23 protein-coding genes are annotated in these 25,316 nt (G+C 56.5%); 11 read left to right on the plus strand and 12 right to left on the minus strand.

The window, feature by feature from the left end; genetic code table 11:
- Positions 1–490: 490 nt before the first annotated feature.
- The 6 genes from deoC (at position 491) to VPK24_RS04300 (ending at position 6,631) form a co-directional block, all read left to right on the plus strand.
- A complete protein-coding gene (gene deoC, locus VPK24_RS04275) occupies positions 491–1,228 on the plus strand; it encodes a deoxyribose-phosphate aldolase (protein WP_393010881.1) in 738 nt (245 codons plus the stop codon).
- The gene (gene recO / locus VPK24_RS04280; RefSeq protein WP_393010882.1) at positions 1,225–2,127 is read left to right on the plus strand and encodes a DNA repair protein RecO; all 903 of its coding nucleotides are present in this window, start codon (positions 1,225–1,227) and stop codon (positions 2,125–2,127) included. The genes deoC and recO overlap by 4 nt, the downstream gene beginning before the upstream one ends.
- A gap of 74 nt (positions 2,128–2,201) precedes the next feature.
- The gene (locus VPK24_RS04285; protein ID WP_393010883.1) at positions 2,202–3,710 is read left to right on the plus strand and encodes an MFS transporter; all 1,509 of its coding nucleotides are present in this window, start codon (positions 2,202–2,204) and stop codon (positions 3,708–3,710) included.
- A gap of 214 nt (positions 3,711–3,924) precedes the next feature.
- Entirely contained in the window at positions 3,925–5,070 is a 1,146-nt protein-coding gene (locus tag VPK24_RS04290; protein WP_393010884.1) for a glycosyltransferase family 4 protein, read from the plus strand.
- A 120-nt stretch (positions 5,071–5,190) separates the two neighbouring features.
- Complete coding sequence (locus tag VPK24_RS04295) at positions 5,191–6,099, plus strand: carbohydrate ABC transporter permease (RefSeq protein WP_393010885.1); 909 nt, start codon at positions 5,191–5,193, stop codon at positions 6,097–6,099.
- Between the two features lie 28 nt (positions 6,100–6,127).
- Complete coding sequence (locus VPK24_RS04300; RefSeq protein ID WP_190353739.1) at positions 6,128–6,631, plus strand: hypothetical protein; 504 nt, start codon at positions 6,128–6,130, stop codon at positions 6,629–6,631.
- A 63-nt stretch (positions 6,632–6,694) separates the two neighbouring features.
- Here the strand turns inward: VPK24_RS04300 and VPK24_RS04305 are convergent, their stop codons facing one another.
- The 7 genes from VPK24_RS04305 to VPK24_RS04335 all read right to left on the minus strand — a co-directional run bounded on the left by VPK24_RS04305 (position 6,695) and on the right by VPK24_RS04335 (position 14,698).
- Positions 6,695–7,918 (minus strand): Coenzyme F420 hydrogenase/dehydrogenase, beta subunit C-terminal domain, encoded by a 1,224-nt coding sequence (locus tag VPK24_RS04305; protein ID WP_099535028.1) that lies wholly within the window; start codon positions 7,916–7,918, stop codon positions 6,695–6,697.
- 191 nt (positions 7,919–8,109) lie between these two features.
- Positions 8,110–9,765 carry a B12-binding domain-containing radical SAM protein gene (locus VPK24_RS04310; RefSeq protein ID WP_393010886.1) on the minus strand — a complete coding sequence of 552 codons (1,656 nt, stop codon included), beginning with the start codon at positions 9,763–9,765 and terminating at the stop codon, positions 8,110–8,112.
- Positions 9,766–10,008: 243 nt separating this feature from the next.
- Positions 10,009–10,977, minus strand: a complete 969-nt coding sequence (locus VPK24_RS04315) for a DUF362 domain-containing protein (protein ID WP_393010887.1) — start codon at positions 10,975–10,977, stop codon at positions 10,009–10,011.
- A gap of 78 nt (positions 10,978–11,055) precedes the next feature.
- Positions 11,056–12,132: a glycosyltransferase gene (locus tag VPK24_RS04320; protein ID WP_393010888.1), complete on the minus strand. Its 1,077-nt coding sequence runs from the start codon at positions 12,130–12,132 to the stop codon at positions 11,056–11,058.
- Between the two features lie 235 nt (positions 12,133–12,367).
- A complete protein-coding gene (locus VPK24_RS04325) occupies positions 12,368–13,780 on the minus strand; it encodes an aspartate ammonia-lyase (RefSeq protein WP_393010889.1) in 1,413 nt (470 codons plus the stop codon).
- Positions 13,781–13,913: 133 nt separating this feature from the next.
- On the minus strand, positions 13,914–14,042 hold the full coding sequence (locus VPK24_RS04330; protein WP_393010890.1) for a hypothetical protein: 129 nt from the start codon (positions 14,040–14,042) through the stop codon (positions 13,914–13,916).
- 56 nt (positions 14,043–14,098) lie between these two features.
- Positions 14,099–14,698 (minus strand): DUF3611 family protein, encoded by a 600-nt coding sequence (locus VPK24_RS04335; protein WP_393010891.1) that lies wholly within the window; start codon positions 14,696–14,698, stop codon positions 14,099–14,101.
- A 414-nt stretch (positions 14,699–15,112) separates the two neighbouring features.
- On the opposite strand from VPK24_RS04335, the gene dxr reads away from it, so the two are divergent.
- Positions 15,113–16,285: a 1-deoxy-D-xylulose-5-phosphate reductoisomerase gene (gene dxr, locus VPK24_RS04340; RefSeq protein ID WP_190353958.1), complete on the plus strand. Its 1,173-nt coding sequence runs from the start codon at positions 15,113–15,115 to the stop codon at positions 16,283–16,285.
- Positions 16,286–16,426: 141 nt separating this feature from the next.
- Here the strand turns inward: dxr and sppA are convergent, their stop codons facing one another.
- Positions 16,427–17,269: a signal peptide peptidase SppA gene (gene sppA, locus VPK24_RS04345; RefSeq protein WP_393010892.1), complete on the minus strand. Its 843-nt coding sequence runs from the start codon at positions 17,267–17,269 to the stop codon at positions 16,427–16,429.
- A gap of 93 nt (positions 17,270–17,362) precedes the next feature.
- Here sppA and VPK24_RS04350 point away from each other — a divergent pair, with 93 nt between their 5' ends.
- The gene (locus tag VPK24_RS04350; RefSeq protein WP_393010893.1) at positions 17,363–18,439 is read left to right on the plus strand and encodes a DMT family transporter; all 1,077 of its coding nucleotides are present in this window, start codon (positions 17,363–17,365) and stop codon (positions 18,437–18,439) included.
- Between the two features lie 123 nt (positions 18,440–18,562).
- Here the strand turns inward: VPK24_RS04350 and VPK24_RS04355 are convergent, their stop codons facing one another.
- Positions 18,563–18,721 (minus strand): hypothetical protein, encoded by a 159-nt coding sequence (locus VPK24_RS04355; RefSeq protein ID WP_393010894.1) that lies wholly within the window; start codon positions 18,719–18,721, stop codon positions 18,563–18,565.
- 76 nt (positions 18,722–18,797) lie between these two features.
- Between VPK24_RS04355 and VPK24_RS04360 the strand changes: the two genes are divergently transcribed.
- Genes VPK24_RS04360 through VPK24_RS04370 form a run of 3 tightly spaced genes read left to right on the plus strand, consistent with a single transcriptional unit; the run spans position 18,798 to position 22,433 of the window.
- Positions 18,798–19,772, plus strand: a complete 975-nt coding sequence (locus VPK24_RS04360; protein ID WP_393010895.1) for a hypothetical protein — start codon at positions 18,798–18,800, stop codon at positions 19,770–19,772.
- Between the two features lie 55 nt (positions 19,773–19,827).
- Positions 19,828–20,589 (plus strand): hypothetical protein, encoded by a 762-nt coding sequence (locus VPK24_RS04365; protein WP_393010896.1) that lies wholly within the window; start codon positions 19,828–19,830, stop codon positions 20,587–20,589.
- Complete coding sequence (locus tag VPK24_RS04370; protein ID WP_393010897.1) at positions 20,586–22,433, plus strand: glycosyltransferase family 39 protein; 1,848 nt, start codon at positions 20,586–20,588, stop codon at positions 22,431–22,433. The genes VPK24_RS04365 and VPK24_RS04370 overlap by 4 nt, the downstream gene beginning before the upstream one ends.
- A 110-nt stretch (positions 22,434–22,543) precedes the next feature.
- On the opposite strand, the gene VPK24_RS04375 is transcribed toward VPK24_RS04370, so the two are convergent.
- From VPK24_RS04375 to VPK24_RS04385, 3 genes are all read right to left on the minus strand, one after another.
- Positions 22,544–23,722, minus strand: a complete 1,179-nt coding sequence (locus VPK24_RS04375) for a bifunctional sterol desaturase/short chain dehydrogenase (protein WP_393010898.1) — start codon at positions 23,720–23,722, stop codon at positions 22,544–22,546.
- A gap of 232 nt (positions 23,723–23,954) precedes the next feature.
- Entirely contained in the window at positions 23,955–24,635 is a 681-nt protein-coding gene (locus VPK24_RS04380) for a hypothetical protein (protein WP_393010899.1), read from the minus strand.
- On the minus strand, positions 24,632–25,150 hold the full coding sequence (locus tag VPK24_RS04385) for an Npun_F5560 family protein (RefSeq protein ID WP_393010900.1): 519 nt from the start codon (positions 25,148–25,150) through the stop codon (positions 24,632–24,634). The genes VPK24_RS04380 and VPK24_RS04385 overlap by 4 nt, the downstream gene beginning before the upstream one ends.
- Positions 25,151–25,316 lie beyond the last annotated feature (166 nt).

Raw genomic sequence — 25,316 nt, forward strand, 5'->3', positions numbered from 1 at the left:
ATCCGCAAGAATTAGGATTCAGGATAATCTGCGACGATTGATCCGTAAGTTGCTGATCCGTGAACGATTGGGTAATCAAACTTATTCGGCTTGATCCGGCTAAAAGGGTGAGTGCGATCGAGCGGTTGGCAAGGCTGATTAGTGAACAGTCAGGCAATTGTCAGCACCAATGTTTTTGAGTGCTGATCAAAGCGCTAACTTGAAGTTTTAATGAGGCTTGAGAAGTATAAAGAATTGCAACCGCTTGGGATATTGATCGAGATCACTAGGAATTGTGACCTTATCAGTTGGAATTTAATTTCTTCCTGAGGAGCAAACCAACTGAATCCGAAAGATGGATTGGCCGATCGCCCGATCGGGATGAGGCCAGCGGGTGATGGGGCTGGGGCGGCCCGATCGCGTCAAATCTGCGACAAAATAGGGAAATCCTGACCGTTGTGGCTCTTCCTTTGGATCTGTGGATCCAGTGGACTAACGTGGATTAACCTTGATGACCCTCGCTTTTGACGAACGGACGAATCAGCGTCTGGCTGAAACCGTTGACCTGGCTCAATACATTGACCATGCGCTGTTGCACCCGGCGGCGGGGCCGCAGCACGTGGAGCAGTGGTGCGCAGAGGCCGATCGCTTCGGTTTTGCGGGCGTTTGTGTGATGCCCACCCACGTGCGCCAGGCGGTGTCGTTGTTGCACAATCGACAACCGGTGGTGATTTGCCCGATCGGGTTTCCATCCGGAGCCACCACCACCCGAACCAAATGCACAGAGGCGGAAGAAGCCCTGGAGCAGGGGGCGCGGGAGTTGGAGGTGATGCTGAATTTGGGTTGGCTGAAGGCCGGTGCGGCCGATGCGGTGCATCGGGAAATTGCGGAAATTGTGGAGATGGCCAGCGCCAGCGCGTTGGTGAAGGTAATTTTGGAGTGGTCGCTGCTGGAGGCGGCAGAGCGACAATTGGCGGTGGAAATTGCCATGGATGCGGGGGCGGCATTCCTAAAAACCCACACGGGTTGGAATGGGGGCGTGTCGATCGAGGATGTGCGGTTGCTGAAAGATTGGACCCGGGGCCGGATTGGGATTAAGGCGGCCGGCGGCATCCACACCACGGATCAGGCGATCGCCCTGATTGAAGCCGGAGCCACTCGTTTGGGCACATCACGCGGGGTGGACTTCTTGCGGCGCGATCGCTCGGCCGGTTGGGCTGCTGAAACGGAGGAGCCGCCCACCGCATGAATCATTCCCGCACCTATCAGGCGACGGGCATTAACCTCAAGGGCGTGCCTTTGGGGGAGTCGGATCTGTTGCTCACAATTTTGACCTTGGAATTTGGGTTAATTCGGGTGGTGGCCCCCGGCGCACGCAAGCCGAAATCGAAAATTGGGGGCCGCAGCAATTTGTTTGTGGTGAATGAGCTGCTGGTGGGCCGGGGGCGCAGTCTCGATCGCATTGCCCAGGCCCAATCGATCACGGCCTATGCGGGTCTAACAAGGGATTTGGGGAAGCTGATGACGGCTCAATACTGGGCCGAGTTGGCCTTGGCTCAGGCATTAGATGGCCATCCCCAACCGGATCTGTTCACCACCCTGAATGAGGATCTTCATGGGTTGGAGGCGCTGCCTTTACCGAGCGATCGGGTGGCGGCCCTGGGTCAGTTGTTGCCAATCCTCTGCGCCGGGATTGGTCGCCTGTTGGCGGTGGCGGGGGTGGCTCCGCAGTTGGGCCAATGCAATCTAACGGAACGCCCGATCGCCCCCGATTGGACAGATCCCCATTGGCGGGTGGGATTCAGTGCCGCTGCGGGTGGAGCGATCGACCTGGCAGCCCTGGATAATCCGGAGGCGATGGCCTGGTTGGCGGCGCGGCAACCCACACGAGTGCTGCCCAGCTCGGGAGTCTCGGTCAAGTTTTCGCCCTTGCGCTTAACGGCCACCGAGTGGCAAAGCCTGAATGATTTATTTGCAGCGTCACCACCGGGCGATCAGCCAAGGTTGCCCGATCCCCTGCGCCATTGGCAGCGGCTGGAGCGTCTGTTACGGCACTATGCCCAATATCATTTTGGACAGGGGATTCGATCGGCCAAATCCCTGGAAACCTACCTGAACACGGCCCTGGCCCCGCCTGCTTTGGTGTAATTCTCCACAAACCACCGGTTTAGGGCCCGTTGCCAACTCGATTCCATCGCTTGCCATCTTTTCCCCGATCGCCCATGTCCCCCACTTCGTCCCAACCCGACACGCCCCCAGCGGAACTGCACAAGAGCCAGCCGGCCCCCCAACCGTTGCCCCTGAAAAAACGGCTCACGGAAGAGGTGGACGAGTTGGCCGAACTGGTGCTGCATGGGGCGGGCCATGATCAGGCAGCGATCGAGGCAGCTCGCCTGGCCAAGGAAAAAGGACTCGAACCCGCCCCCGCCGATCCCGAAGAGACGGGATTCTTGCCGGTGCTGAAAAATCGCAACTTCCTGGCCCTGTGGAGTGGGCAGGTGTTTTCGCAACTGGCGGATAAGGTTTATCTGATCATGGCGATCGCGATCGTGGCTGCCCGGTTCCAAGAACCCGGCCAAACCATCAGCGGCTGGGTTTCCGCCATCACAATCGCCTTCACCATTCCGGCAGTGTTGTTTGGTTCCCTGGCGGGCATTTATGTCGATCGATGGCAAAAACAAACCGTGCTGGTGGTCACCAATGTGGTGCGCGGGCTGTTGGTGTTGGCCTTGCCGGTGGTGTTGGCCCTGACGGCCGACGGCCCGGAGGTGATGGGCATCCCGATCGGCTTTGGGGCCCTGCTGGCCATGACCTTTTGCGTTTCCACCCTCACCCAATATTTTGCCCCCGCCGAGCAAGCCACCATTCCCCTGATCGTGCCGCCGCAACACCTGCTGTCGGCCAACTCCCTCTACACCACCACCATGATGGCCTCCACGATCGTCGGGTTTGCCGTGGGGGAACCGCTGCTGGCCCTGGCTAATCATCTGGTTGCCCGTTGGGGGCTGGGGGAAAACCTGGGCCAAGAACTGCTAATTGGCGGCAGCTACGCGATCGCGGGTGCTCTGTTGCTGTGGATGAAAACCGGCGAAGCCCCCGAAGACCACACGATCGAACGCCCCCACGTCCTGGAAGATTTGCGCGACGGGTTTCGCTATCTGCTCGATCGCCCCGTGATTCGCAACGCCCTGATTCAACTCACGATCCTGTTTTCGATCTTCGCGGCCCTGGCGGTTTTGGCCGTGCGGATGGCGGAAGTGATCCCCGACATCAAAGCCTCCCAATTTGGGCTGCTGTTGGCGGCCGGGAGTGCAGGTTTGGGGGTGGGAGCCTTGCTGTTGGGTCAATTTGGCAGCCGCTGGCCCTACACCCGATCGGCCCTCTTTGGTTCCTTTGGCATGGGAGCGGCCCTCGTAGCCCTCGCCAGCACCACCACCCATCTTTGGGGCGCAGTGACCGCGATCGTCTGTTTGGGAGCCGCCGCCGCCTTCGTGGGCATCCCCATGCAAACCACCATCCAGCACGAAACCCCCGAGGAAATGCGCGGCAAAGTCTTTGGCTTACAAAACAACGCCGTGAACGTGGCCCTCAGTTTGCCCCTGGCCCTCTCCAGCGTGGCCGAAGCCTATTGGGGGTTGCCTGCGGTGTTGCTGTTGTTGGCCGTTCTGGCAATCGCAGGCGGCGTGGCAACCTGGTATATTTCCGTTACGAGTTTGCCGCGATCGACCTAAGCATTCTCCCGGTATGCATCTTGTTGTTGAATTTGTGTTGCTGAGTTTGTGTTGTTGAATTTGTGTTGTTGAATTTGTGTTGCTGAATTCTTGCTGTTGAACTCTTGTTTTTAAATCTCTGCTGTTAAATTTCCGTTGTTGAGTTCCTCTTGATTGGGTGAATTCACCAATTCATTAGCCCAATCATTTTCGCTAATTCAGGTTTTCGGATTCCATGCACGTCGCTTGGTTGGGTAAACGATCTCCATTTTGCGGCAACGTCACCTACAGCCGAGAGATCACGAACGCATTACGCGATCGGGGCCATGAGGTGAGCTTTTTACACTTTGCCCAAGAAGAAGAAACCGAAGACGAAGCGCAGCGGGATGTGAAAGAAGTCCCGCTTCCCTATCTCTATAAATCCCAAATTTATACGTTGCCCACCTTTGGGGCCAGCAAAGTTTTGACGCAATCTCTCACCCGGTTGCGTCCCCATTTGCTCCATGCATCCTTGACCCTTTCGCCGTTGGATTTTGTTTTGCCAGAAATTTGCGACGAATTACAGTTGCCGCTAATTTCCACCTTTCATCCTGCTTTCGATCAAAAACTGCGTAATTTCACCTCCGGCACTCAACAACTAACCTATCAACTCTATGCACCCTTTTTAGCTAGCTATGACTGCACGATCGTTTTCTCCCAAATTCAGCGCGACATGCTGATTAAGCTGGGGGTTGAGGGCGATCGAGTGGCGGTGATTCCCAATGGGGTTGATGTGCTCAAATATGCCCCCGGCCCCTCGCCTGTGAAACGGGAATTGGGGTGCGATCGCCTGTTTGTTTATGTGGGCCGCTTGGCGCAAGAGAAAAACGTTGAACCCCTGCTGAAGGCTTGGAAAAAAGCGAAAATGCCCAGCCATTGCAAACTGGCGATTGTTGGCAGCGGCCCCCTGAAAGCCTCCCTCCAAACGTTCTACGGCCCCGAGCATGGGGTGGAATGGATGGGCTATGTGGCTAACGAAAGTCGCCGGATCGACATCTTGCGGGCCGCCGATGTGTTTGTGCTGCCCTCGTTAGTGGAAGGGTTGTCCCTCTCGTTGTTGGAGGCGATGGCCTGCGGGGTTGCTTGCTTGGCCACGGAGGTGGGGGCCGATGGCGAGGCGATCGAACAGGGAGCCGGAATTCGCCTCAATCCACAAAAAGTCTATGGACAATTGCGAACCTTGCTGCCCATGCTGGCAGAACACGAGGAAATCACCGCCTTGCTGGGCCAGCGGGCCCGGGAGCGTGTTTTGGAACGCTACACCCTCGATCGCAACCTCAACCAACTCGAAGCCCTTTATGGGGAAATTTTGAAACGGAAGCGATCGCCTCTGGTGCGTTAGTTAACAAGCAGAACGCAAAAGGTGAATAGCAAAAGGTAAAAGGTAATCAGCCGGTAAAAGCGAAAAGTCAGAAGTTCAATTCAGTGCAATTCAACAGTCCATACACTGGGAACCTTGCCCATGTTCCAGTTACCCCGCAAATCCCTGAGCGATCGCCAACGAGCCCTGCTCACGCCCTATCTATTCCTGCTGCCGGCCTTGGTCGTCCTGACCATCACCACCTTCTGCCCGGCCCTGCAAGCCTTTTACCTCAGCTTCACGCGCTATGACTACGACCTGACCGAAGCGCCGAGCTGGGTGGGCGAGGCCAACTTCCTGCGCCTGTGGGGCGATCGGCTGTTTTGGAAAACCCTGGGCCAAACGATCGTCTACCTATTAACCGTCGTCCCCATCCTGACGATCGCCCCTTTGGGTTTGGCCATTTTGGTGAACCAAAAATTAGCGGGGATCCGTTGGTTTCGTGCCGCCTATTATGTGCCCGTGATTGTGTCGAGCGTGGTGGCCGGCATTGCCTGGAATTGGATGTATGCGGAAAATGGCCTGCTGAACCAACTGCTCACCGGACTTGGCCTTGTTTCTCGTCCCATTCCCTGGCTGACCAGTCCCCAATGGGCCCTTTGGAGCGTGATGGCCGTCACAGTCTGGAAAGGCCTCGGCTATTACATGGTGGTTTATTTAGCCGGACTGCAAGCCATTCCCGCCGACCTTTACGAAGCTGCCGCCCTCGATGGCTCCGATGGTTGGCGCAAACATTGGGATATTACGGTTCCGTTGATGCGTCCTTACTGGCTGTTGGTGGCCACCATCTCCGCCATTTCCGCCACCAAGGTCTTTGAAGAGGTGTTCATCATGACCCAAGGTGGCCCCCGCAGCAGCTCCAAAACCGTGGTCTATTACCTCTATGAACAGGCCTTTGAAAACCTAGAAATGAGCTATGCCTGCGCGATCGGGCTAGTGCTGTTCCTGCTGGTTTTGGGCTTTTCAACCCTGCGGCTGTTGATTCCGAACCAAGCACCCACCAACCCCTGAGCCAGTCCCCCTCACTCTGGGATTAACCATGATCGCCTGGCTGACTGACCATCCCTTCATTCGCAAATATGGGCGCGGCATGATCGCGCTTGTCCTGCTCAGTGTGCTGCTGGGGGGGTTGCAGTTCAGCTATTTCACGCTGGCCGGGGAAACCATCCCGATCGCCGTGGTGGCCAAAGAACGATTGCTGAAGCGGTATCGCACCTCGAAGCAGGAAACCGTTGAAGAAAACGGCAAAACCGTGAAGCGATCGCGCCGGGTGACTGAATACCGATATCGATATCGGGTGACGATCGAGACGGGCGAAAAGCTGTGGGTTGAGGGGCCCAAGCGCGGGGATTGGCTGCCGCTCGAAACCCCGTTCGATCGGCTGAAGGTGGGCAATCGCTATCGGGTGTTGGTGGCTCCCAAGTGGCGCTGGTTCAGGCGATCGATCCACCGCATCGAAGCAGAACTACCCACAACCCAGAAACCCACGGGTTCGCCGTCTCCATCCCCCAAGTTGGATGGAAATTTGCGCACCGGCTCTTAAGTCCCTTATTCCCGCGATCGCGTCAGGGTGGAATCAAGATTTCAAACTATCCGACGATCGGTTCTAGTCCGGTAATTGGTATTGCTCCACAATTTTTTGGGCATAGGCGGGCACATGCTCCGCGAGCTTTTCAGGATAGTGGCGCTTAACGTAGAGATAGTTGCGCGTGAAGTGGGAGTCGATCGAGAAACGAGCATATTCCAGACCCTTGGGCCCCACCCGCTCAATCACCAAACCCATCAACTTAGCCGCCCACATGGGAATCGTGACCCCCTTGTCGTAGGCGGGAATGCTGTTTTGGACGGCGGCCCGACGCTCCCCTTGGGACATCACCGGTTGGGTTTCAATTTGGTCACGCACCATTTCCAACAGTTCGCGGCCCGTTTCATTGCGCACCACCAGCCACTGCCAACCAAAGGGCGCACCCATATAGCCCACAACCAAATCCGCAAGGGAGTTGACGTAATCAAAACAGGTCATGCAGGAAGGGGCAAACACGTCCTTTAATTGATCGGTTTTTAGGCCAAAAAAGGGCACTGTTTCCGTGGAACCGTCTTCGTGCTTGAAATGCACTCGGAAATCCTGCATGAACTCGTAATAGACCACGGTATCGGGCGATCGGCTGGTGGTGTCGAGGAATTTTTGCAGGCCGGCCCGAGTCACGTTGTCCACGCAGGGTGTGCCGAGCACATAGAGCTTTTCGAGACCTAGCTTGTCTTGGACAGCTCTCAGGGCTTGGATTTGGCAGCCCACCCCAATCACCAACAACCGCTTCATGCCCGATTGTTCAATCTGTTCCAAAACGGACAGGTTGGGCGAAAGGGTGGGTTTGTTCACCCGGGCGGCCAAGATTTCTTCGGGGGTGGTGGCAATCACCGGTTGGGGCTGGAAGCGATCTTCTGGGGTGTTTTGCACACAGACAACCCCTTCCACTTTGCCGCTGGTGAGCATGGCGATCGCGATCGAGCTAACAATGCCGGTCCATTGGGCCCCCTCGATCGGCTCGGTTTTGCGCGCGGCCATCATTTCCTGATGCACGCCGAAGTAGATGTCATCTTCGACTTCCAGATTGCGGCTGCGGCCGTGGGCCTGGGTTTCCAGCTCGGCAATCTGTTGATTAATGAAGGCGCAGGCCTCTTTGACGTAATGCACATAGTAGGTGTCGCACAGACCGCATTCACTGCACAAATCCTTGGCGGGGCGACGGCTACCGGGCTTGAGGGCGCGAGCTTTTTTGTGGCCGAGGGGTGCTTGACCGGATTCGGAGGGTGATGAGGCGAGGGTCATGGCAACAGGCGGGCGTTGAGCATTGACGTGCGGTTTTTATTGTTTCATGGGCGATCGCTCCCGGTAACGGGAAATCAACAACCCGCAATGTTCGGCAACGAAGCAGCAAGGGAGTCGTGATCCCATCGCTGATTGATCGCTAGTCCAAACAAAATCCAGACAAGGGCGATCACGGCGAGATCACGGCGAAATCACGGCGAAATCACGGCAGCATCGGGCATGAGGGCCACGGCTTCCGCTCGGTGTTTTTTCAGGGTGGCGGCGGGCAAAGGCCCATGGAGATGTTCCCAGGGCAGCACTTCCCCTAAATCCCAGTTGCGAAACACATAATGATCCAGCGGGGGCACTCGATCGCGCAGTTCCTTGAAGGCTCGCCGGTAACTGCCCAGGGATACCCGATCGGGGTTGTCCGTGTCACCCGCCCCATAGGCTCGCACCAGTTCCAACAGAGGGGTTAACCGGCGATCGCCCCGGGAAATCAGCGTCTGAATAATTGACCAGTTATAGCTCTCGGGGCGGAAGTCAATGCCATTGGAACGCAGGCGCTTTTGCAGCAATTTCAATCGCTTTTCCGCATCCCGATTCACCCCAAACCACTGAAAGGGAGTGTGGGCTTTGGGCACGAAGGTACTGCAACCAAGGGTTAATTTCAGGCCCGGGGCAGCTTTTTTGAGCCGCAGCATCATGGCCGCGGTGGCTTCGATGTCGTCGGGGGTTTCTCCGGGAATGCCGGCCATGCCATAAAGCTTGAGGGCGCTGAGGCCGCCCGCTTTGGCGTTCACGGCGGCCTGTTCGATCGCTTCGGTGGCCAACTTTTTGTTGATGATTTGCCGCACCGTTTCCGAACCGCTTTCCACGGCCACGGTGATCGATTTGCAATCGCGGCTGGCCAAAACGCGGGCCAGCTTTTCCGTGACCGTGTTGGTGCGCACCGAAGCCACACTGAGCCGCACCTGTTCGTAGGCGGTTCCGGCCAGGCGATCGAGCAGACTGTCAAATTCAGGATGTTGGGTCACCGAAGCGCCGAGCAGGCCGATTCGGTTGGTGGCTTGCAGTCCCCGATCGATGGCCGGCAGCAAGGAGCCTTCCAAGTCCGCCGTCCGAAAGGGCAAGGTGAGATAGCTGGCCAAGCAAAACCGGCACAGTTCCGGGCAACTGCGCACCGTTTCCACCATGAAGATGTTTTCCCAGGCGGCGCGCGGAGTCACCACCGTGGACACTGAAAGGGCGTTGCCACGATAGGTTTGCTTGCTGACGGTGGCGGGAATCCGATCGCTCAGGGGGCGAATGGCGGCGATCGGGCCCGTGGGGTCGTGATACTCCACGGCGTACAGTTGCGGCACATACAGACCCGGCACTTGGGCCAGGGCTTCCAATCGATCGGCCCGGGGGCGATCGCGCTGTTCCAGCAGCCTATTCACCAGGGCATCGATCAAAATTTCTCCATCACCCAACAGCACCACGTCAAAATAGGCCGCAAAGGGTTCGGGATTCGCCGTCAGCACCGGCCCGCCCCCAAACACGATCGGGTGCTCGTCGGTGCGATCGACCGCATGGAGCGGCAAGTCCAAATCCTCCAGCAACGCCATCACATTGACGTAATCCAGTTCCCAGGACATGGAAAACCCCACCAGGGCGGGCGATCGGGGCAATGGCTCCCGCGCATCCGTAAACAGCCGCGCCACTGACAACTCCGGCCGCGCCGCCAACATCGCCCAGACCACCTGATAGCCCAGGCTGGTGATGCCGACGGAATAGGTGTTTGGAAAGGCAAACACCGTGGGCAGGGCCTGGGGCAACGATTCAGCGGGTTCAAACAGCAGGGTTTCGTCAGCAAAAGGAGCCATGCAACAACTGGAGAAAAACCAGAAAAAATCAGAAAACAACCGGAAAACAACCGGAAAATAACCAAACACTAGCGGCGTTAAGGAACGGCTAGTAGCATGACAGGCTTAATACATTGGGTCAAAGTTGCGGAGCCAGTCATGGTAACAAGGGGCTTGAGCATCTTGCTGCCTAACGATTTGGTGGCGGTAACAGCCATGTCATTTAACCCAGCAAATTAAGGCAGCCACGCTACTAGGAATAGCTTAGGATCGCACCGACGTTTCCGCCGGGGCAAAGCGTTCCTTAAACAGCTTGATGTAAAGGTGCTTGAAGGTGGAACGAATCACCCGAGGCAACCCAAAATCGATCGGCATCAGGAAGCTGGATAAGCGCCAATCTTCGATCACCAAGTCTGCCGGCCGCTGCAAAGGATAGGTCACCTGTTCCGGGGCCGGACAAACACCCAAGGCTCCCGCCGCCGCCAAGGTGGGCACGGTTGCCGGATCCACCTGCAAAATGTCCGCCAAGGAGCGATCGAGCGCAAACACATTGGCCGACGCACCCAACACCCCCAACAGGCGCGGTTCACCGTTGCTGGGGCCGTCGCCCTCATGACCAATAATTCCATCCACGATCGTCAAGTCGGGGTCGATCGTCCGCGCCGTTTCCACCAACATGCGCCCAAACCGAGCCACGTCTTTCCCCGCGTCCAAATGCCACCAGGCCTTCAGCTTGCCCGGCACGCAGCCAAACAGATTCTTCACCCCCAGCGTAATCGTCAATTGGCAGTGGGATTTCACCTTGGGCAAATTAATCACCACATCTGCATCCATCGCTTCCTTGCTCAAGCGCAGGTGACCAAATTCGCCGCTGAGGCTGTCATAGCGCTGGCCCCGAAATTCCACGATCGGGATGTTCAAGCGTTGGGCGATCGGAGCCAGGCCGTTGGCCTTGGCCACGCCGGCCGCGCTGCCAAAGGCGGGACTGTCGCCCAAAAAGGGTTGCCCACCGGCCGCCAACACCAACTCCGCCACCACTTGCACCAGCTCGGGGCGAGTCGTGCATTCTTTGGCAGGTCGCGATCCGGTCAGGAGATTGGGTTTCAACAGCACCCGATCGCCCGGCTGCACAAAGGCCGCCATTCCGCCCAAAGGTTCCAACAGGGCCACAACTTTTTCGCGCAACAGATCCAAATCATAGCTAGTGGCACTGAGCAAGCTAACGGGAACCATCGGCGTTTCTCCTGGTGTTTTGGGGGGAATGGTCGAAATGGAGTCTCGAAGTGATCGAAATTAAGGGCCGAAATGGGGTTAGAAAATAATCGAAGGCGGAGCAATCGCCTGACTTAAATCATAGGTTGATTGATTTGAATCATGGGTTGGTTGACTGAAATCATGGGTCTTGGGTAAAGATTGCCCCGGAAAACGTCCCAGGATGGCTGACCAAGCTGCCACCACGTCATCCGTTTGATTAGCCAAAGAATAGGTGTTGCGAATATAGGCCGATGCTTGCTTGACCTTGGCGATCGTGGCCTCGGGACGGTTAACCCAATCATCGATCGCCTGTTCAACCGCCTGAACAAATCCTAAAATATCGCCCCGCTCGATCGGGTAAGAAAACTCCGGCTTGAAAAATTCCCGCCCGCCGCGTCCGTGGTAACCCACCGTGAGACAGCCCGCCGCCATCGCTTCCGCCGCCGGTAAGCCAAATCCCTCTGGATCGCCAAAACTCATAAAAATTGCTGAATTTCGCATCATTTCTGCTAATTTCGCCTGTGGCAAATCCAACACTCGCACCAAGTGAAATCCCTGGAGCCGATCGCGATGGCGCAAGATTTGGCAAACCTGCTGAACATCCATGAAATTTTTGCGCGCCAGGAAGCAAATTTGATTGCTCTTTCGTTCAGGAAAATAAAACAACTCCGGATCAACGCTACACCGAACTCGGTGAACCTTAACTTGCGGGAAAGCCGTGTGAATATAGTTTTTGCTGTCTTCAGAAACAACAATTACTCCTAATAAGTTTGGATCAGCATAGGGCAAATATTCCTCTTCAAAATTCACTGAAAATTTATCAAATGTGTAATAGACATTTTGATTAAAAATCACAAAGGGAATATCTTTGGGCAGCTTGGCATATTCCGCCTGTTCATAGACCTCGGGCACAACCACAATGCTGCGATCGGGGTTAATGGTCAAAATTCCACCGAGAATACGTGTTTCGTTGGGAAACCACTGACAACGAAATTCCGATTCTCTATGCAAAACCGCTGCGGAAAATCCCGACTGATTCAACAGATCCACCTGGCGATAGATCATCTGTACGCCGCCGGTCGGTTTTGTAAATTGTCGGCAGGGAAAGTAAATCTCGATCGCCTTTGGATCCACAGTTAATCTACCTAATTTTAGAAACTAGAAGCATGACTCAAGACCTACATTGATCACCGAAGTTGATCACCGGAATCACCAGAATTTGTCAATCAAAACCGATGTAAATTAGCCTTGTTAATCATCCAGGATAATCATCTAAACGGCTCGATCGCACCGCTAGCAACTTTGCTCAAAACTGGGCTGCCAATTGTGCCACCCAAAGCGCAGTTCGGGCGATCGAGCCGTTCAAACCCTAGGCCGTTGGATTCGGCATTTGGCTCATGGTTTCCAAATCCAACACTTCCGCCAACTGGGCCTCATCCATTAGCCCTTTTTCCAAAACCAATTGGCGCAGAGATTTACCCGTTTCTAGGGATTCTTTGGCGATCGCGGCGGCATTCAAATAGCCAATGTGCGTATTCAGCGCTGTCACCAGGGCCAAGCTTCCTTCGGCATAGTGCAAACAGCGATCGGGATTGGCTTCAATGCCCACCAAACAGCGATCGCTCAAAGCGGCGATCGTGTTGCCCAAAATCTCAATACTTTGAATCAGATTGTAGGCAATCAACGGCATCATCACATTCAATTCCAGTTGCCCCGCTTGGGCTGCCAGGGCGATCGCCTGGTCATAGCCCATCACTTGGAAACAAACCATTGAAGTCATCTCCGCCATCACCGGATTATATTTACCCGGCATGATTGACGATCCTGGCTGCACAGGCGGCAATTGAATTTCCTTAAATCCGGTTTTGGGCCCCGAATCCATCAGGCGCAAATCATGGGAAATCTTGGCCAAATCCTGAGCCAAATTCCGAATCGAACCGGACACATTCACAAAAGGAGCCATACTTTGCATGACCGCCATCAAATGGGGAGCCGATCGCAGTGGTTGCCCAATCAATTCTGAGAGTAATTCAGCGACTCGGAAGCGATATTGCGGATGGGTGTTCATCCCGGTTCCCGCAGCGCTGCCGCCCAATCCCAAGACGCGCAAATCTTCCGCCGCCGTGGTAATTCGTCGCTCATGATCGCGCAAAATATAAGCCCAAGCCCGGAAGCTTTCGCCCAATCGCACGGGCACTGCGTCCTGCAAGTGGGTGCGGCCAGATTTAACAATTTCTTGGAAAGCGATCGCCTTAGCTTCCATGGCAGCGATCGCCTTTTTGAGGGCTGGAAACAGGGTGCGATCGAGCGCCAACAGCCCCCCAATCCGAATGGCCGTCGGAATCACATCATTGGTTGACTGCCCATAATTCACGTGATCATTAGGACTGACACGGCCATAGTTGCCCTTGCGATCGCCCAACAGTTCCAAGGCTCGATTGGCCAAGACTTCATTCACATTCATGTGATGGGAAGTACCGGCCCCCGCTTGGTAAACATCCACCACAAATTGATCGCGCAATTGACCTTGCAAAATTTCATCGGCCGCTTGCACGATCGATTGGCCTAATTCTTCCGAAATACAGCCCAATTCTGCATTGGCGATCGCGGTGGCTTTTTTGATCAGCAAACAGGCATCAACATAAGTGGGCAACGGTTTAAGGCCGCTAATGGGGAAATTCTCGATCGCCCGGCAAGTTTGAATTCCGTAATAGACCGTATCGGGAATTTGCCATTCCCCCATCGAATCCTTCTCAATTCGAAAGTTGTCAGCGGTACTCATGGTTTTAGGTTGTCGATTGCCAGTGTTAATTTTACTGAGATTGATGACTAGAATGAATGATTGAAATGGATACTTTTTCAGCAATTTCTCGAAATTACTTTTCTCAACCATTCCTCCTAATCATTCTTCTTGATTATTTAGATTTTTTATTTTGCTCATCATTCATCGCTTTCATTCCACTGGCCAACATCCAAAGCCCACCCAAAACAATTCCACCGGCCAGAGTACCCAACAGCCAATCCAAATTCATGCCACTTTCCATAAAAATCTTCTCAATGAGATCAGTGTTTGTGCCCGTCTACTCGATGCATCAGTTTCTTAACTGGAAGGGCGATCAATTCGGTCATAGAGCCATAGGGAAATCACCATGCCCATAAAGTTGGCAGAAATTCCCGCCAAGTTGGCCACCACCACAAACACATCCAAAGGTCGGACAATTTTAGTGGGATCGGTAATAGCCACCCCGGCCGGCTGGGATACTGCTTTCGAGACCAAAACATAGACCGCCACACCGGAGCCAATTAGGGTTAAAACCACCCCGATCATGCCCGCATAAATGCCCATTCTCAACAATTGAATTGTTTCGATTTTGCGGGGTTGCGGTTCGCTAGTTTTATGAATTAATCCCTTGGCAATTCGGGTATATCGAAAAGATAAAACCGTGTTGAATGCCGCCACAATTACGCCACAGGTGGCCCAAAAAATGCCGATGCTGACCCCTTGGGCAGCCCCTTGGCCCGCCAGTCCCGGCACGGCAATCAGCAACAACAAAATGGCGGCTAACCCGAGGGCTAATTGCACCCAAAACCCAATCCAACCGCCCAGTTGCAGGGTGGCGGCAATGCGCTGGAGGGATGGCCGCGGCCCCCTTGATGGTGGGGGTGGGGGCGTGGGGTTGGAATCGGGACGGCTCAACATGGCAACAAGGGCAGGGTTGTGAAGATGCGGAGTTTGACAAAACGATCGGCAAGGCGGGCAATGGCACAAAAACAGCAAGGCCCAGCATCGAGGTCACGGGTTGGGCTTGCCCCTAAAGCGTGGCATATTGCCGAGCCTCTCGCGCCGTTGAGGATGAATCGCAGAGGGATGAATTTTGCGATCGATTCCCCCCTTTTTTGACATATATCGGGGACATATATCGGGCGTGAGAACACGAACGATCGCCCCTGGCGCACACCATCCTAATATTGGGAGGAATCTGCTCAACGCCACAGCAGCCCCCACAGTAACCCACCCGCAGCCATTCAAAATAACAGCCATCCACCGCAACGGGCCATTCCAAAATCAATGAGTTTCAAAGAAATGAGTTTCAAAGAAATGGGTTTAGAAACCGTGAAAGCAATTACTCTTCTGGGTTCCACCGGCTCGATTGGAACCCAAACCCTGGATATTGTGTCCCAATATCCCGATCGATTCCGGGTGGTGGGTCTGGCGGCGGGCAGCAATGTGACCCTGTTGGCGGAACAGGTGCGACAGTTTCGGCCCGAAATTGTGGCGTTGCGGGATGGGAGCAAGCTGGCGGAACTGCAAGAGGCGATCGCAGATTTAGATCCCCAACCCCAACTGGTGACCGGAGAAGCGGGCATCGTGGAGGTGGCAGGCTACGGGGATTCGGAGGTGGTGGTCACGGGGATTGTGGGCTGTGCCGGGTTGTTGCCCACGATCGCGGCGATCGAAGCGGGGAAAGATATCGCCTTGGCGAATAAGGAAACCCTGATTGCGGGTGGCCCGGTGGTGTTGCCTCTAGTGCAAAAGCATGGGGTGAAGCTGTTGCCGGCCGATTCTGAACATTCCGCCATTTTTCAATGCCTGCAAGGGGTACCTCAGGGGGGCCTCCGTCGCATTTTGCTGACGGCTTCGGGTGGGGCCTTCCGGGATTGGCCGGTGGAGCGGCTGGCTCAAGTGACGGTGGCCGATGCGCTGAAGCATCCCAACTGGTCGATGGGCCGCAAGATCACGGTGGATTCAGCCACCCTGATGAACAAGGGCTTGGAGGTGATTGAAGCCCATTTCCTGTTTGGGATGGACTATGACGGCATTGATATCGTGATTCATCCCCAAAGCATTATTCACTCGCTGATTGAGCTGCAAGATACATCGGTGTTGGCTCAGTTGGGTTGGCCAGATATGCGGCTGCCGTTGCTCTATGCCTTGTCTTACCCGGAGCGGATTTATACGAATTGGGAAACGTTGGATTTGGTGAAGGCGGGCGATTTAACATTCCGTGCGCCCGATCGCGCGAAATATCCCTGCATGGATTTGGCCTATGCGGCGGGTCGAGCCGGGGGATCCATGCCAGCGGTGTTGAATGCGGCCAATGAGCAGGCGGTGGCCCTGTTCCTGGAGGAAAAGGTGCATTTCCTGGATATTCCGAAGCTGATTGAAAAGGCTTGCGATCGCCACCGGGCGGACAATCGAACCCAGCCGACCTTGGAAGACATCCTGGAGGCCGATCGCTGGGCCCGCCAAACGGTGTTGGATTTGCAAACGGCGGCGATCGCCTAACCCGCTTTTTTCGGTAATGACTTTCGGTAATTACTTGGGGCGTAATTGGGGCGTAACCGGAGGGCACACCGCTATGCGCCCCTACCCGGATTGCGATTTGGCATGGAGGATGCACGATTGTGCGCCCACGATGCCGTGCGTCTAGGGGCGATAGAGCCAGAGGGGAACACCGTTGGTGGCCAGCTCAAAGTCCAGGGTGCTGAGGGCCCGATCAACCTGAGGCCCAGCCCAGGGGCCGATCGCCCCCGTTGCCCGGCCATCGGAATTCAGCAACCGGGCTAAGGGGGGTTTGCGCTCCTCGATCGTTTGCACCACCACCTTCTCCGGATCCAGCTTGGTCAAGTCTGCCAACCAGCGGCGGGCATCCTCCTCCGTGCCCAGGCGATCGATTAAGCCCAATTCCTTAGCCTGCTCTCCGGTAAAAATTCGCCCATCGGCAAAGCTGCACACCGTTTCCGGCGGCAAATTTCGCGATTGGGCCACGGTCTGCACAAACTGGTGATAGCTGTTGTCAATCAGGGATTGCAGGATTTGGCGTTCTTCGTCGCTCATGGGGCGATCGAACGCCAGGATGTCCTTATAGGGCCCAGACTTAATCACCTTGAAGGAAACCCCCACCTTATCCAGCAAGGATTCGATGTTGTTGCCTCGGATAATTACGCCGATGCTGCCGGTAATAGTGCCGGGGTTCGCCACAATCTGGTGCGCCCCCATGCCAATGTAGACCCCACCGGACGCGGAAATATTGCCAAAACTGGCCACGATCTTGGTGGTTTCGCCCAATTCCTTCAGAGCGCTGTAGATTTCCTGAGAATCTCCCACCGTACCGCCAGGGCTATCGATCCGCAGCAACAAACCGGGATATTTGCGCTCTTTCACCACCTTCAGGGCCTTCAGCACCCGTTGACGAGTGCCCCCGGCGATCGCCCCGGAGATTTCAATGCGCGCGAGTTGTTTACGAGTATTGGGCTTGAAAGGCCACATGGGAATTGCCGTCTCGACACCAAAGGAGTGGATACAATTCTAGGGTTTAGTTAATATTTCTTAAAGTTATTGATCAAGTAATTGATCCCAGCCATGACCGCCCAACCCGTCAATCCCCAATCATCGCTGCAATCCTGGTGGGGGTGGCTGCTGCTAATTTCACCCTTTTTCTTTTGGGGCACAGCCATGGTGGCCATGAAAGGCACCCTTGACCACACCAGCCCCTTTTTCTTGGCAGGGTTGCGGCTGGTGCCAGCGGGATTGTTGATTTTGGGGGTGGCGGCCCTGACCGATCGCCTCAAACCCATAAGCTGGATCGGGTGGGCCTGGGTGGCGGCCTTTGCCCTGGTGGATGGGGCCCTGTTCCAAGGCTTTTTGGCCCAAGGGCTGGCTCGCACGGGAGCTGGGTTAGGCTCCGTGACCATTGACTCACAGCCCCTGGCGGTGGCCCTGATGGCCCGCTGGCTCTATCGGGAGCAAATCGGGCCCTTCGGTTGGTTGGGGCTGCTGCTGGGGGTGGTGGGCATTGCCGGTGTAGGGCTGCCCGATGAATGGGTTTTGCAGTTGTTGAACGGCACGGCCTGGCAAGCGCTCTGGCAAAACGGGGCGATTGGCTGGAATTCCGGGGCGATCGGGCAGGGGCTAGCGGCCTTGTTGAATAACCTCTGGGGCAGTGGCTTTTGGTGGATGCTGTTGGCGGCCCTGTCCATGGCGATCGGGACGGTGATGGTGCGGCCGATGAGTCAGTATGTGGATCCGGTGGTGGCCACGGGTTGGCACATGGTCTTTGGCGGAATGCCCCTGTTTGGGCTGTCGGCAGCATTTGAGGTGAACCAATGGCAAAGCTTGACCCTGGCCGATTGGGGGTCGATCGGCTATTCCACCCTCTTTGGCAGCGCGGTTTCCTATGGGGTCTTTTTCTTTTTTGCCTCCAAGGGCAACCTAACCAGCCTCAGCGCTTTGACCTTTCTCACGCCGGTGTTTGCCCTCCTGTTTGGCAATTGGTTTTTGGGGGAAGTGCTCAGCACGGTGCAAACGGCGAGTGTTTTGCTGACGCTGGTTAGCATCTACCTGGTGAATCAGCGGGCGGTGATTGCCCAGAAGTTGCGATCAATCCATCCCAAGTTGGCTCCCATCCCGATCGAGGTGTCGTCCAAAGAGTCCCCTTGATCGACTCGAATCAACAAGAATCTCAGAACCTACAGCCTTTACCTAGAACGATTGGTACGCCATATTGCAGATGCGAGGGAGCAATTATGAGGTGGGCAGTGCTCACCCTACGAGCGATTGTACTTAGTAAGCAAGGTAAAGGCTGTAAGAATTCAAGCAAGAATCCAAGCATTCAGGAAAATCAACGCCACGAATGGGCAAGGCATAGCGAGCCACCGGAACCGCCAACCGTTCCTTGAAGTCGGTTGCTATGGTGGAAACGGGTTTCAGAGTCGTGCCCATCCCCGCCGTTGAGATCAAAATCTCGCGCCCTGACTTCAAATCATTCCAATTAAAATTTCACACCAGGAAACACACCATGGCTCGATCGCGCTGGCAAGGACGTGCGCTGGGATTGTTGATGGCGATCGCGCCGATCACCGCTCCCGCCGCCTGGGCAAACACCCCCGCCGCCCCAGAGAGCACCGGCTCCGCTCGCTCGGAAATGACGCTGCAAACACAAATTGCCCCACCGCAAATCACCCTGCTAGAAACGGGTCAGGGCGATCGGCAATCCTTGCGATTGCGCCTTCAACAGGGCGATCAGCAGCGATCGTTATTGGTAATGAAAAGCCAAATGCAACTGACCCTGGCGGGCCAACAGCCGATGCCGATGCCCGTGCCGGAAATGCGCCTGCTGACGGAAATCACCATCAATCAGGTGGCCACCGATGGCCAAGTGAGCTACACCCTGCGCTATCCCAAGATCGAAATGATTGCGCCGCCGGAAATGTCCTTCGTGCAGCAGGCCATGGACAGCACCGCCCGAGAACTGGAGCGAATTCAAATTCAGGTGGAGGGGGACGATCGGGGGAAACTGTCGAAGGTGAATGTGCTGGCGGACGGCGAGCTTTCGGCCCCTTTGCAGGCCAGCCTCGGCCAAATGACCGAATCGATTCGCAACAGCAACATCGAATTTCCCGCCGAGCCGATCGGGGTTGGAGGGCGCTGGCAAAGTGTCACGGAAATTGAATCCGGGGGGCTGCGAATTCAGCAGCGAGCGGTTTATCAGGTGGTGGAAATCACGCCCGATCGGGTGGTGTTGAGCGTGACCGCTGAACAGACGGCTCCACCCCAAAAGCTCACCATTCCCGGCCTGGCCCCGGAGCAAGCCCCTTCCCTACGGTCGTATCAGGCCAATGGTTCGGGTCAAATTCAGATGAACTTCAACCGTGTGGTTCCCACCCAATCGAATTTGTCCCTGAAGGTGCGATCGGAAATGGAAGGGTTACCCGGCGTGGGCACGGCCCTGATGACCGGTAACTTAGAAATGACCCTGGAGCCGCAACCATAGCGCACTTGCCTATAATTGGGGCCCCTCTCTGGTCGCGATCGGGCGATGTGCGGTAATGGAGTTGAAAGTTGCCCTGTCGGCGCGGCGGGTGCTGGGTTGGTTGCTGGTCGCGGTGGTGCTGTTGACCCTGGCGGGAACGGCGGTGCAGGTGGCGAAATATGCCTTTGGCTATCGCGAAGGCTGGACAAGGCTGTTTAACCTCGATCGGGAATACAACCTGCCCTCGTTGTTTTCCACGGGTTTATTGGGGAGCTGTGCTCTGTTGCTCCGGGCGATCGGCCAGCGAGCGGCCGCCTTGGGCGATCGCTGGGCCCCCTCCTGGCGGCTGTTGGGTGGCATTTTCACCTTTTTGGCCCTGGATGAGTGGTTCAGTATCCATGAAATTTTGATCTTGCCCAATTTGGCGAAATGGGCAGGGTTGCCGGGCTTTTTGAAGCAAATTTGGGTGATTCCGGCGGCGATCGCCGTGGGTTGGGGGGCTTGGCGATTTTGGCCCTTTTGGCGACAGCTCCCCCCCAAGTTACGCGGTCGATCGCTGTTGGCGGGCTGTTTGTATGTTTCTGGGGCGTTGCTGATGGAGATGGTGGGCGGAGCCTATTCCGCCGATCAGGGGCAACAAAACCTGACCTATGCCCTACTGACGGTGGTGGAAGAGGTGGCGGAAATGCTGGGAACCACCCTGTTTTTGTGGGCGCTGTTGGTGCATTTGGGATCCTGGTCGGGGAAATTTTCCTTGGTGCTCGATTTGGGCGATCGAAACTTGAGCGATCGAAACTTGAGCGATCGACGGGATCCCCAGGATCCTCAGCAGCCATGATTGGCAAATGGCGCGGCCCGCAAGGCTCCTCAACCATGCTCGGGGCGATCGGGCAGGTTGCTTTTTGGCGATCGGGTTGGGCCGTCCTGGGATGGACATTGCTGGGGGCCCTGGTGCGGTTTTGGAATTTGGGGGGCAAACCGCCATCCAGCATTGAAGTGGCCTCGATCGGGTTCGGGCTGGGCAACGGGTTTGATCATTTGCCGCTCGATCGGCTGGTCAGCTTGGCGGAACTCTTGGAACCCTTGCGAGTGCAACCCACCGTGGGGCTGGGTGAAACGATCGCCCGTTTAGCGGCCCAAAGCACCCATCCGCCCCTCTTTTTTGGGTTGATGCATGGCTGGCTGAGGGCGCTCACCCCGGCAGGTGGTTTGGTGGACTTGGCCACGGCTCGATCGCTCAGTGCCCTGTTGGGTTGTGTGGCAATTCCCGCCGGATTCTGGCTTGCCCAATGGCTGGCGGGTCACCTGGCTCCCCCCCAAGACGGCGCAGCGACCCCACAGCCCACCGATCGGCCTGTGGCGGCCCTTTGGATGGCCCACGGGGTGGCGGCCCTGTTAGCCCTGTCGCCCTATGGGGTGGCCATGGCCCAAGAGGCCCGACACTACACCCTGGCGATTCTATGGGCGATCGGCACTTGGGCCGCCACCTTCGGAGCCGTTCATCGGTTGCATCAGGGGCGATCGCCCGGTTGGGGCTTGGGAATTACCTGGGTGCTGGGGAATGGCCTCAGCCTGGCCACTCACTATTTTTGTCTGTTGGGGATTGCGGCCCAGGGGCTGGCGATCGGCTGGTTAGCTTGGAGCCAAGGGCAATCGCAGGGGTGGTCAATCCTTCGGGGGCGGCCCTGGCGCGTAATGGGGGTGATTGCGCTGGCCCAAATCGCCCTGGCGGCCGCTTGGTTGCCGGCCATGGCGGGAGCCTCCGAAAGTGAACTCACCGCTTGGATTCGAGAGGATCTGAGTCCGGCGGAATGGTTCTTGCCGCCCCTGCGGTTGCTGGCTTGGTTGGCAACCATGGTGGTGTTGCTGCCGGTGGAACAGCAGCCCCTGCCGGTGATCCTGGGCAGCGCGATCGCCCTGTTGGCCGTTCTGGGATTGCTGCTGCGGATGATCGGGCCCATTTGGCGATCGGGTTTGGCCCGTCCTGCGCCGCTGTGGTGGGCAATCAGCATTGGGATCGTGGGGCCGTTGGTGCTCATGCTGCTGTCGATTTACAGTGATCGGGGTGACCTCAGCGTCGCTCCCCGATACCAGTTTGTGCATTTCCCGCTGGTGGTTTTGGGGGTGGGGTTGGCCCTGGGTCAGCGATCGACCGATCGCGCTCCCCTTTCGATCGGGCGGTGGCAGGGGTCGGGGCGATCAGCGATGGTCGCGATCCTGGTCGTCAGTCTGTTGGGGAGCTTGGCGGTGGCCAACAATTGGGGCTTTTTGAAGTCGCGGCAGGTCGATCGCCTGTGGGAGCAGATCGAAGGGCGATCGACCCATACCCCCTTGCTCGTCAGTCACATTGAAACCTATGCCGAAATTCGCGGCACGGTGGCGATCGCCTACGAGTGGCAACGACGACAAGCGCCACCAACCCATCAGCGCCCGGCCCAGTCCTCGAATTCGCCCCAATTCGCCCCGCAATTTTTAATGCTGCAAGAGGCGAGCGATCGGGCCGATGCCCAATCACCCTTAGCCCAAGTGATTCAGCAGCAGGCCCGCCCCTTTGACCTATGGACAGTTGACCTGTCGCCCGCCTTGGACTTGGAAGCCTATGGGTGCGAGCGAGCGAAGGAACGCCGCCGACCCACGGGCTATCGTTTACGCCACTACCAATGCACCGAAGCGGCTTCTTGATTTACCCTTTAGCCCCAATGATGCCGATCGGGTGAACGGGGGCGATCGACCCGGCCAGCATTTGACCATCAGTTGGCCATCAGGCTGGATGGGGGTTTTCAAGCGGCAACCTAGGCGCGATCGGGCTTGGCGAAGGCACGGAAGTAGAGCGATTTTGCCAACTCTTTGATCGGAAAGAGCAGATAGGTCAAGGGATTGATCGTCACGATGATGTTGCGCACATCCCGTTCCGCCAGGGCCACGATCGCCCGTGCAACCCACCCCGCCGACATAATCCCGATCGGGTTGAGATCGCTCTTGAACGGGCCAAGAATCAGCTTCCGCACCACACAGGGCGCATCCAAGCGCCGCAGGGTGATCAAATCCCCGATCGCCCGTTTCGATAGCTCATACAGGGGGCTAAACGCCGGGTTCACTTCCGCCTCGGAGGTGTTGACCCAAACTTCCTTCAGGGCCCGGTGTTCCGATTTGGTGACCGTCTCAAAAAATAGCTCCATCAACCGCCAAGCCGACAGAGTGTTCACCTCCAGCGCTTGGGCCACGGCCGCCGCCGAGCGATCGCCCTGATTCACCCCATGGTTAATGATCAAAATATCCACATTGGCCAGGGTTTCGCGCAGGGCCGCCTCTTCGCCCGATCGCCAAGTGACCACCCGCACATTGCCCTCAAAGGTGGTTCCTTCGCGCGTTGTCAGGGCCACCAACCTCGCCCCTCGGCGTTGCAACACGGCAATCAGGGCCCGGCCCATGCTGCCCGATGCCCCGGTAATCGCGATTGTTTTGCCCTTCAGGGACAGGGCTGTGCCCAGCAGCTTATCCACCAACGTCAAAGACCCACAGTAATAGGCATTGCCCGAATCAAAATGGTGTCGCCAATGGTAGGTGCGATTCACCGTCCAGACGGAGGGGTTGCTATCCAGGTCGCCCGCCTTGTGGGTTAGGTCGGTTTCCATCAGGTAGCCACGAGATCGGGCGATCGCCGTGGCCAAAAAGCCCAGGGAATAAATGCAACCAAGCCACATTCCCCACTGACCTGACACCGCCGCCGTCAGCCCCACCACCGAAGCCATGGTGGCCGCTTCGGGCGCATCGTTGGCCAATTGAGCTTTGTAATAGGTATCAAGGCTGCTGATGGTTAGGTCACGGCGATAGACCTTGTGGTGCATGTTGTGGGCCCGTTGGAGCGGTTCCCAATAGTGGCCGGCCACATGATAAAAATCGCGCACGATTTCGGCCAGGACGATCGAGCCGATCGCCCAACTCAGTTGTACGAATCCCTCTGCGTTCATGATTTGGTTCTACTTAGCCCAGCTACAGATGCTCAAAACGGTTCAAAGTTGAATTGCCATGGGATCAGGTTCAACCTGGCGATCGATTGCCCAGAATTGGGAAAGACTCGATCGCCCAGTTCGCGGGGCTAGGATGCAGTTTGTTGAATTGAGTTGAATTGAGCTGAATTGAATTGAACTGAATTGCACCAATCGTCAATCAGCCCAAGCATCAATCAGCTAAAGACAATGGCTATAGAATAGCGACTTCCCGGAGCGGCTGATGCAGCAAGCAACGGAGATGGCACTCAAACAGGTCGGGCGTTTGGACTCCAATGCTGGCGATCGCGGGGGCCGCCGGGAAAGGCAACAGCCGATCGAAATAGACGGGATTTGGATCTTTGTCCGGGCGATCGAACCCAAATTGCATCAGATACAGACCGGGCGCGAGCCGGAGCCAATTCATTAGCTCAAAACCCAACCGATAGGCCGCCTGTCGATCGCGATCGGACAGGTGATGGGGCTGAAGGAACTGACCCGTTGAGCCAGGCTCCGCGCCGAGGGCAATCGCTTCACCATACAGAGGCCCCTTGGCGGTCACGATCAGGGGTAACCACAACTGACCCTCGCCGTTGGGCCAATCTAATTCCGCCGTCACCCGCGATCGCAAGCTCTCAACCGCCGCGCAGGTCACCCAGGTGGAACGGTGAACCCAGTCCACCGGAAAGCGATCATCCTCCAAGATTCGTAACGTTAGGGGACAGTCGATCGCCCCTGGGCCGCCGGGCAAAGGGGTTTCATCACCCACCACAACGATCTGCAGGTCAAGCCGCAGGTCAACCGCCACGGCCTTCAAGCGATCGAGCGCCACCGACAACCAATCCCCAGCGGCTAGCGAATCCGCCCGATCGATCCAAACTCTTAAACAGGTCATGGAGTTTCGCCGGCAAATTCGGGGAGGTCAAGACTTCCGGGGCGACGACTGCTGACCGCGAGTCGATAGCTGACGCTTTGTAATTCTGCTTGTAGGTTGCGGTTTTCCTGTTGCAGTTGGCCCACGCGCTCTTTGATGGCGCTCAGGCGTTCTTCAAACTTGGAGCGATAGACGTTGGGCAACTCCTGAATCGTTTGCTCCAGCATCCGGCTGCGATCGCCCAGTTCTTGCACTGACTGGCGTAATTGGTAGATTTCCGCGTCTCGATCGGCCAATTGATCTTGATAAAAACCCACCTGTTCTTCCACTTCCCGCACCCGATCGCGCAGGGCCTGCAATTCCGCCTGATGGCGCTCTGGCTGGTCGGAGGTGGGCACCAGGCCCGCATTGCCCTTCACCAAGCGGAACAGTTCCTGCGAAAGCTGCTGTACCAAGCGATCGCGCATTTGCAGTTCATCACGCAAGCGGGCAATTTCCGCTGGGGCTGCTTGACCGTTCAATCCGTCGGCTTGCATCACGGCAATGGGATGGGGTTAATAATCGTATGGACAACGCTACCGTATTTTTTAACCCAAGATTGGCTTGAACAGCTAGGGCTAATCAACAGGCGGTCTTGGCTTCGCTGGTTTTGATTCGCTGTTTTTGCTGTTTTTGCCGCATCCGCTGACTCCAACGCTGACT

This window comes from Limnothrix redekei LRLZ20PSL1 (assembly GCF_043235035.1).
Taxonomy (GTDB): domain Bacteria; phylum Cyanobacteriota; class Cyanobacteriia; order CACIAM-69d; family CACIAM-69d; genus CACIAM-69d.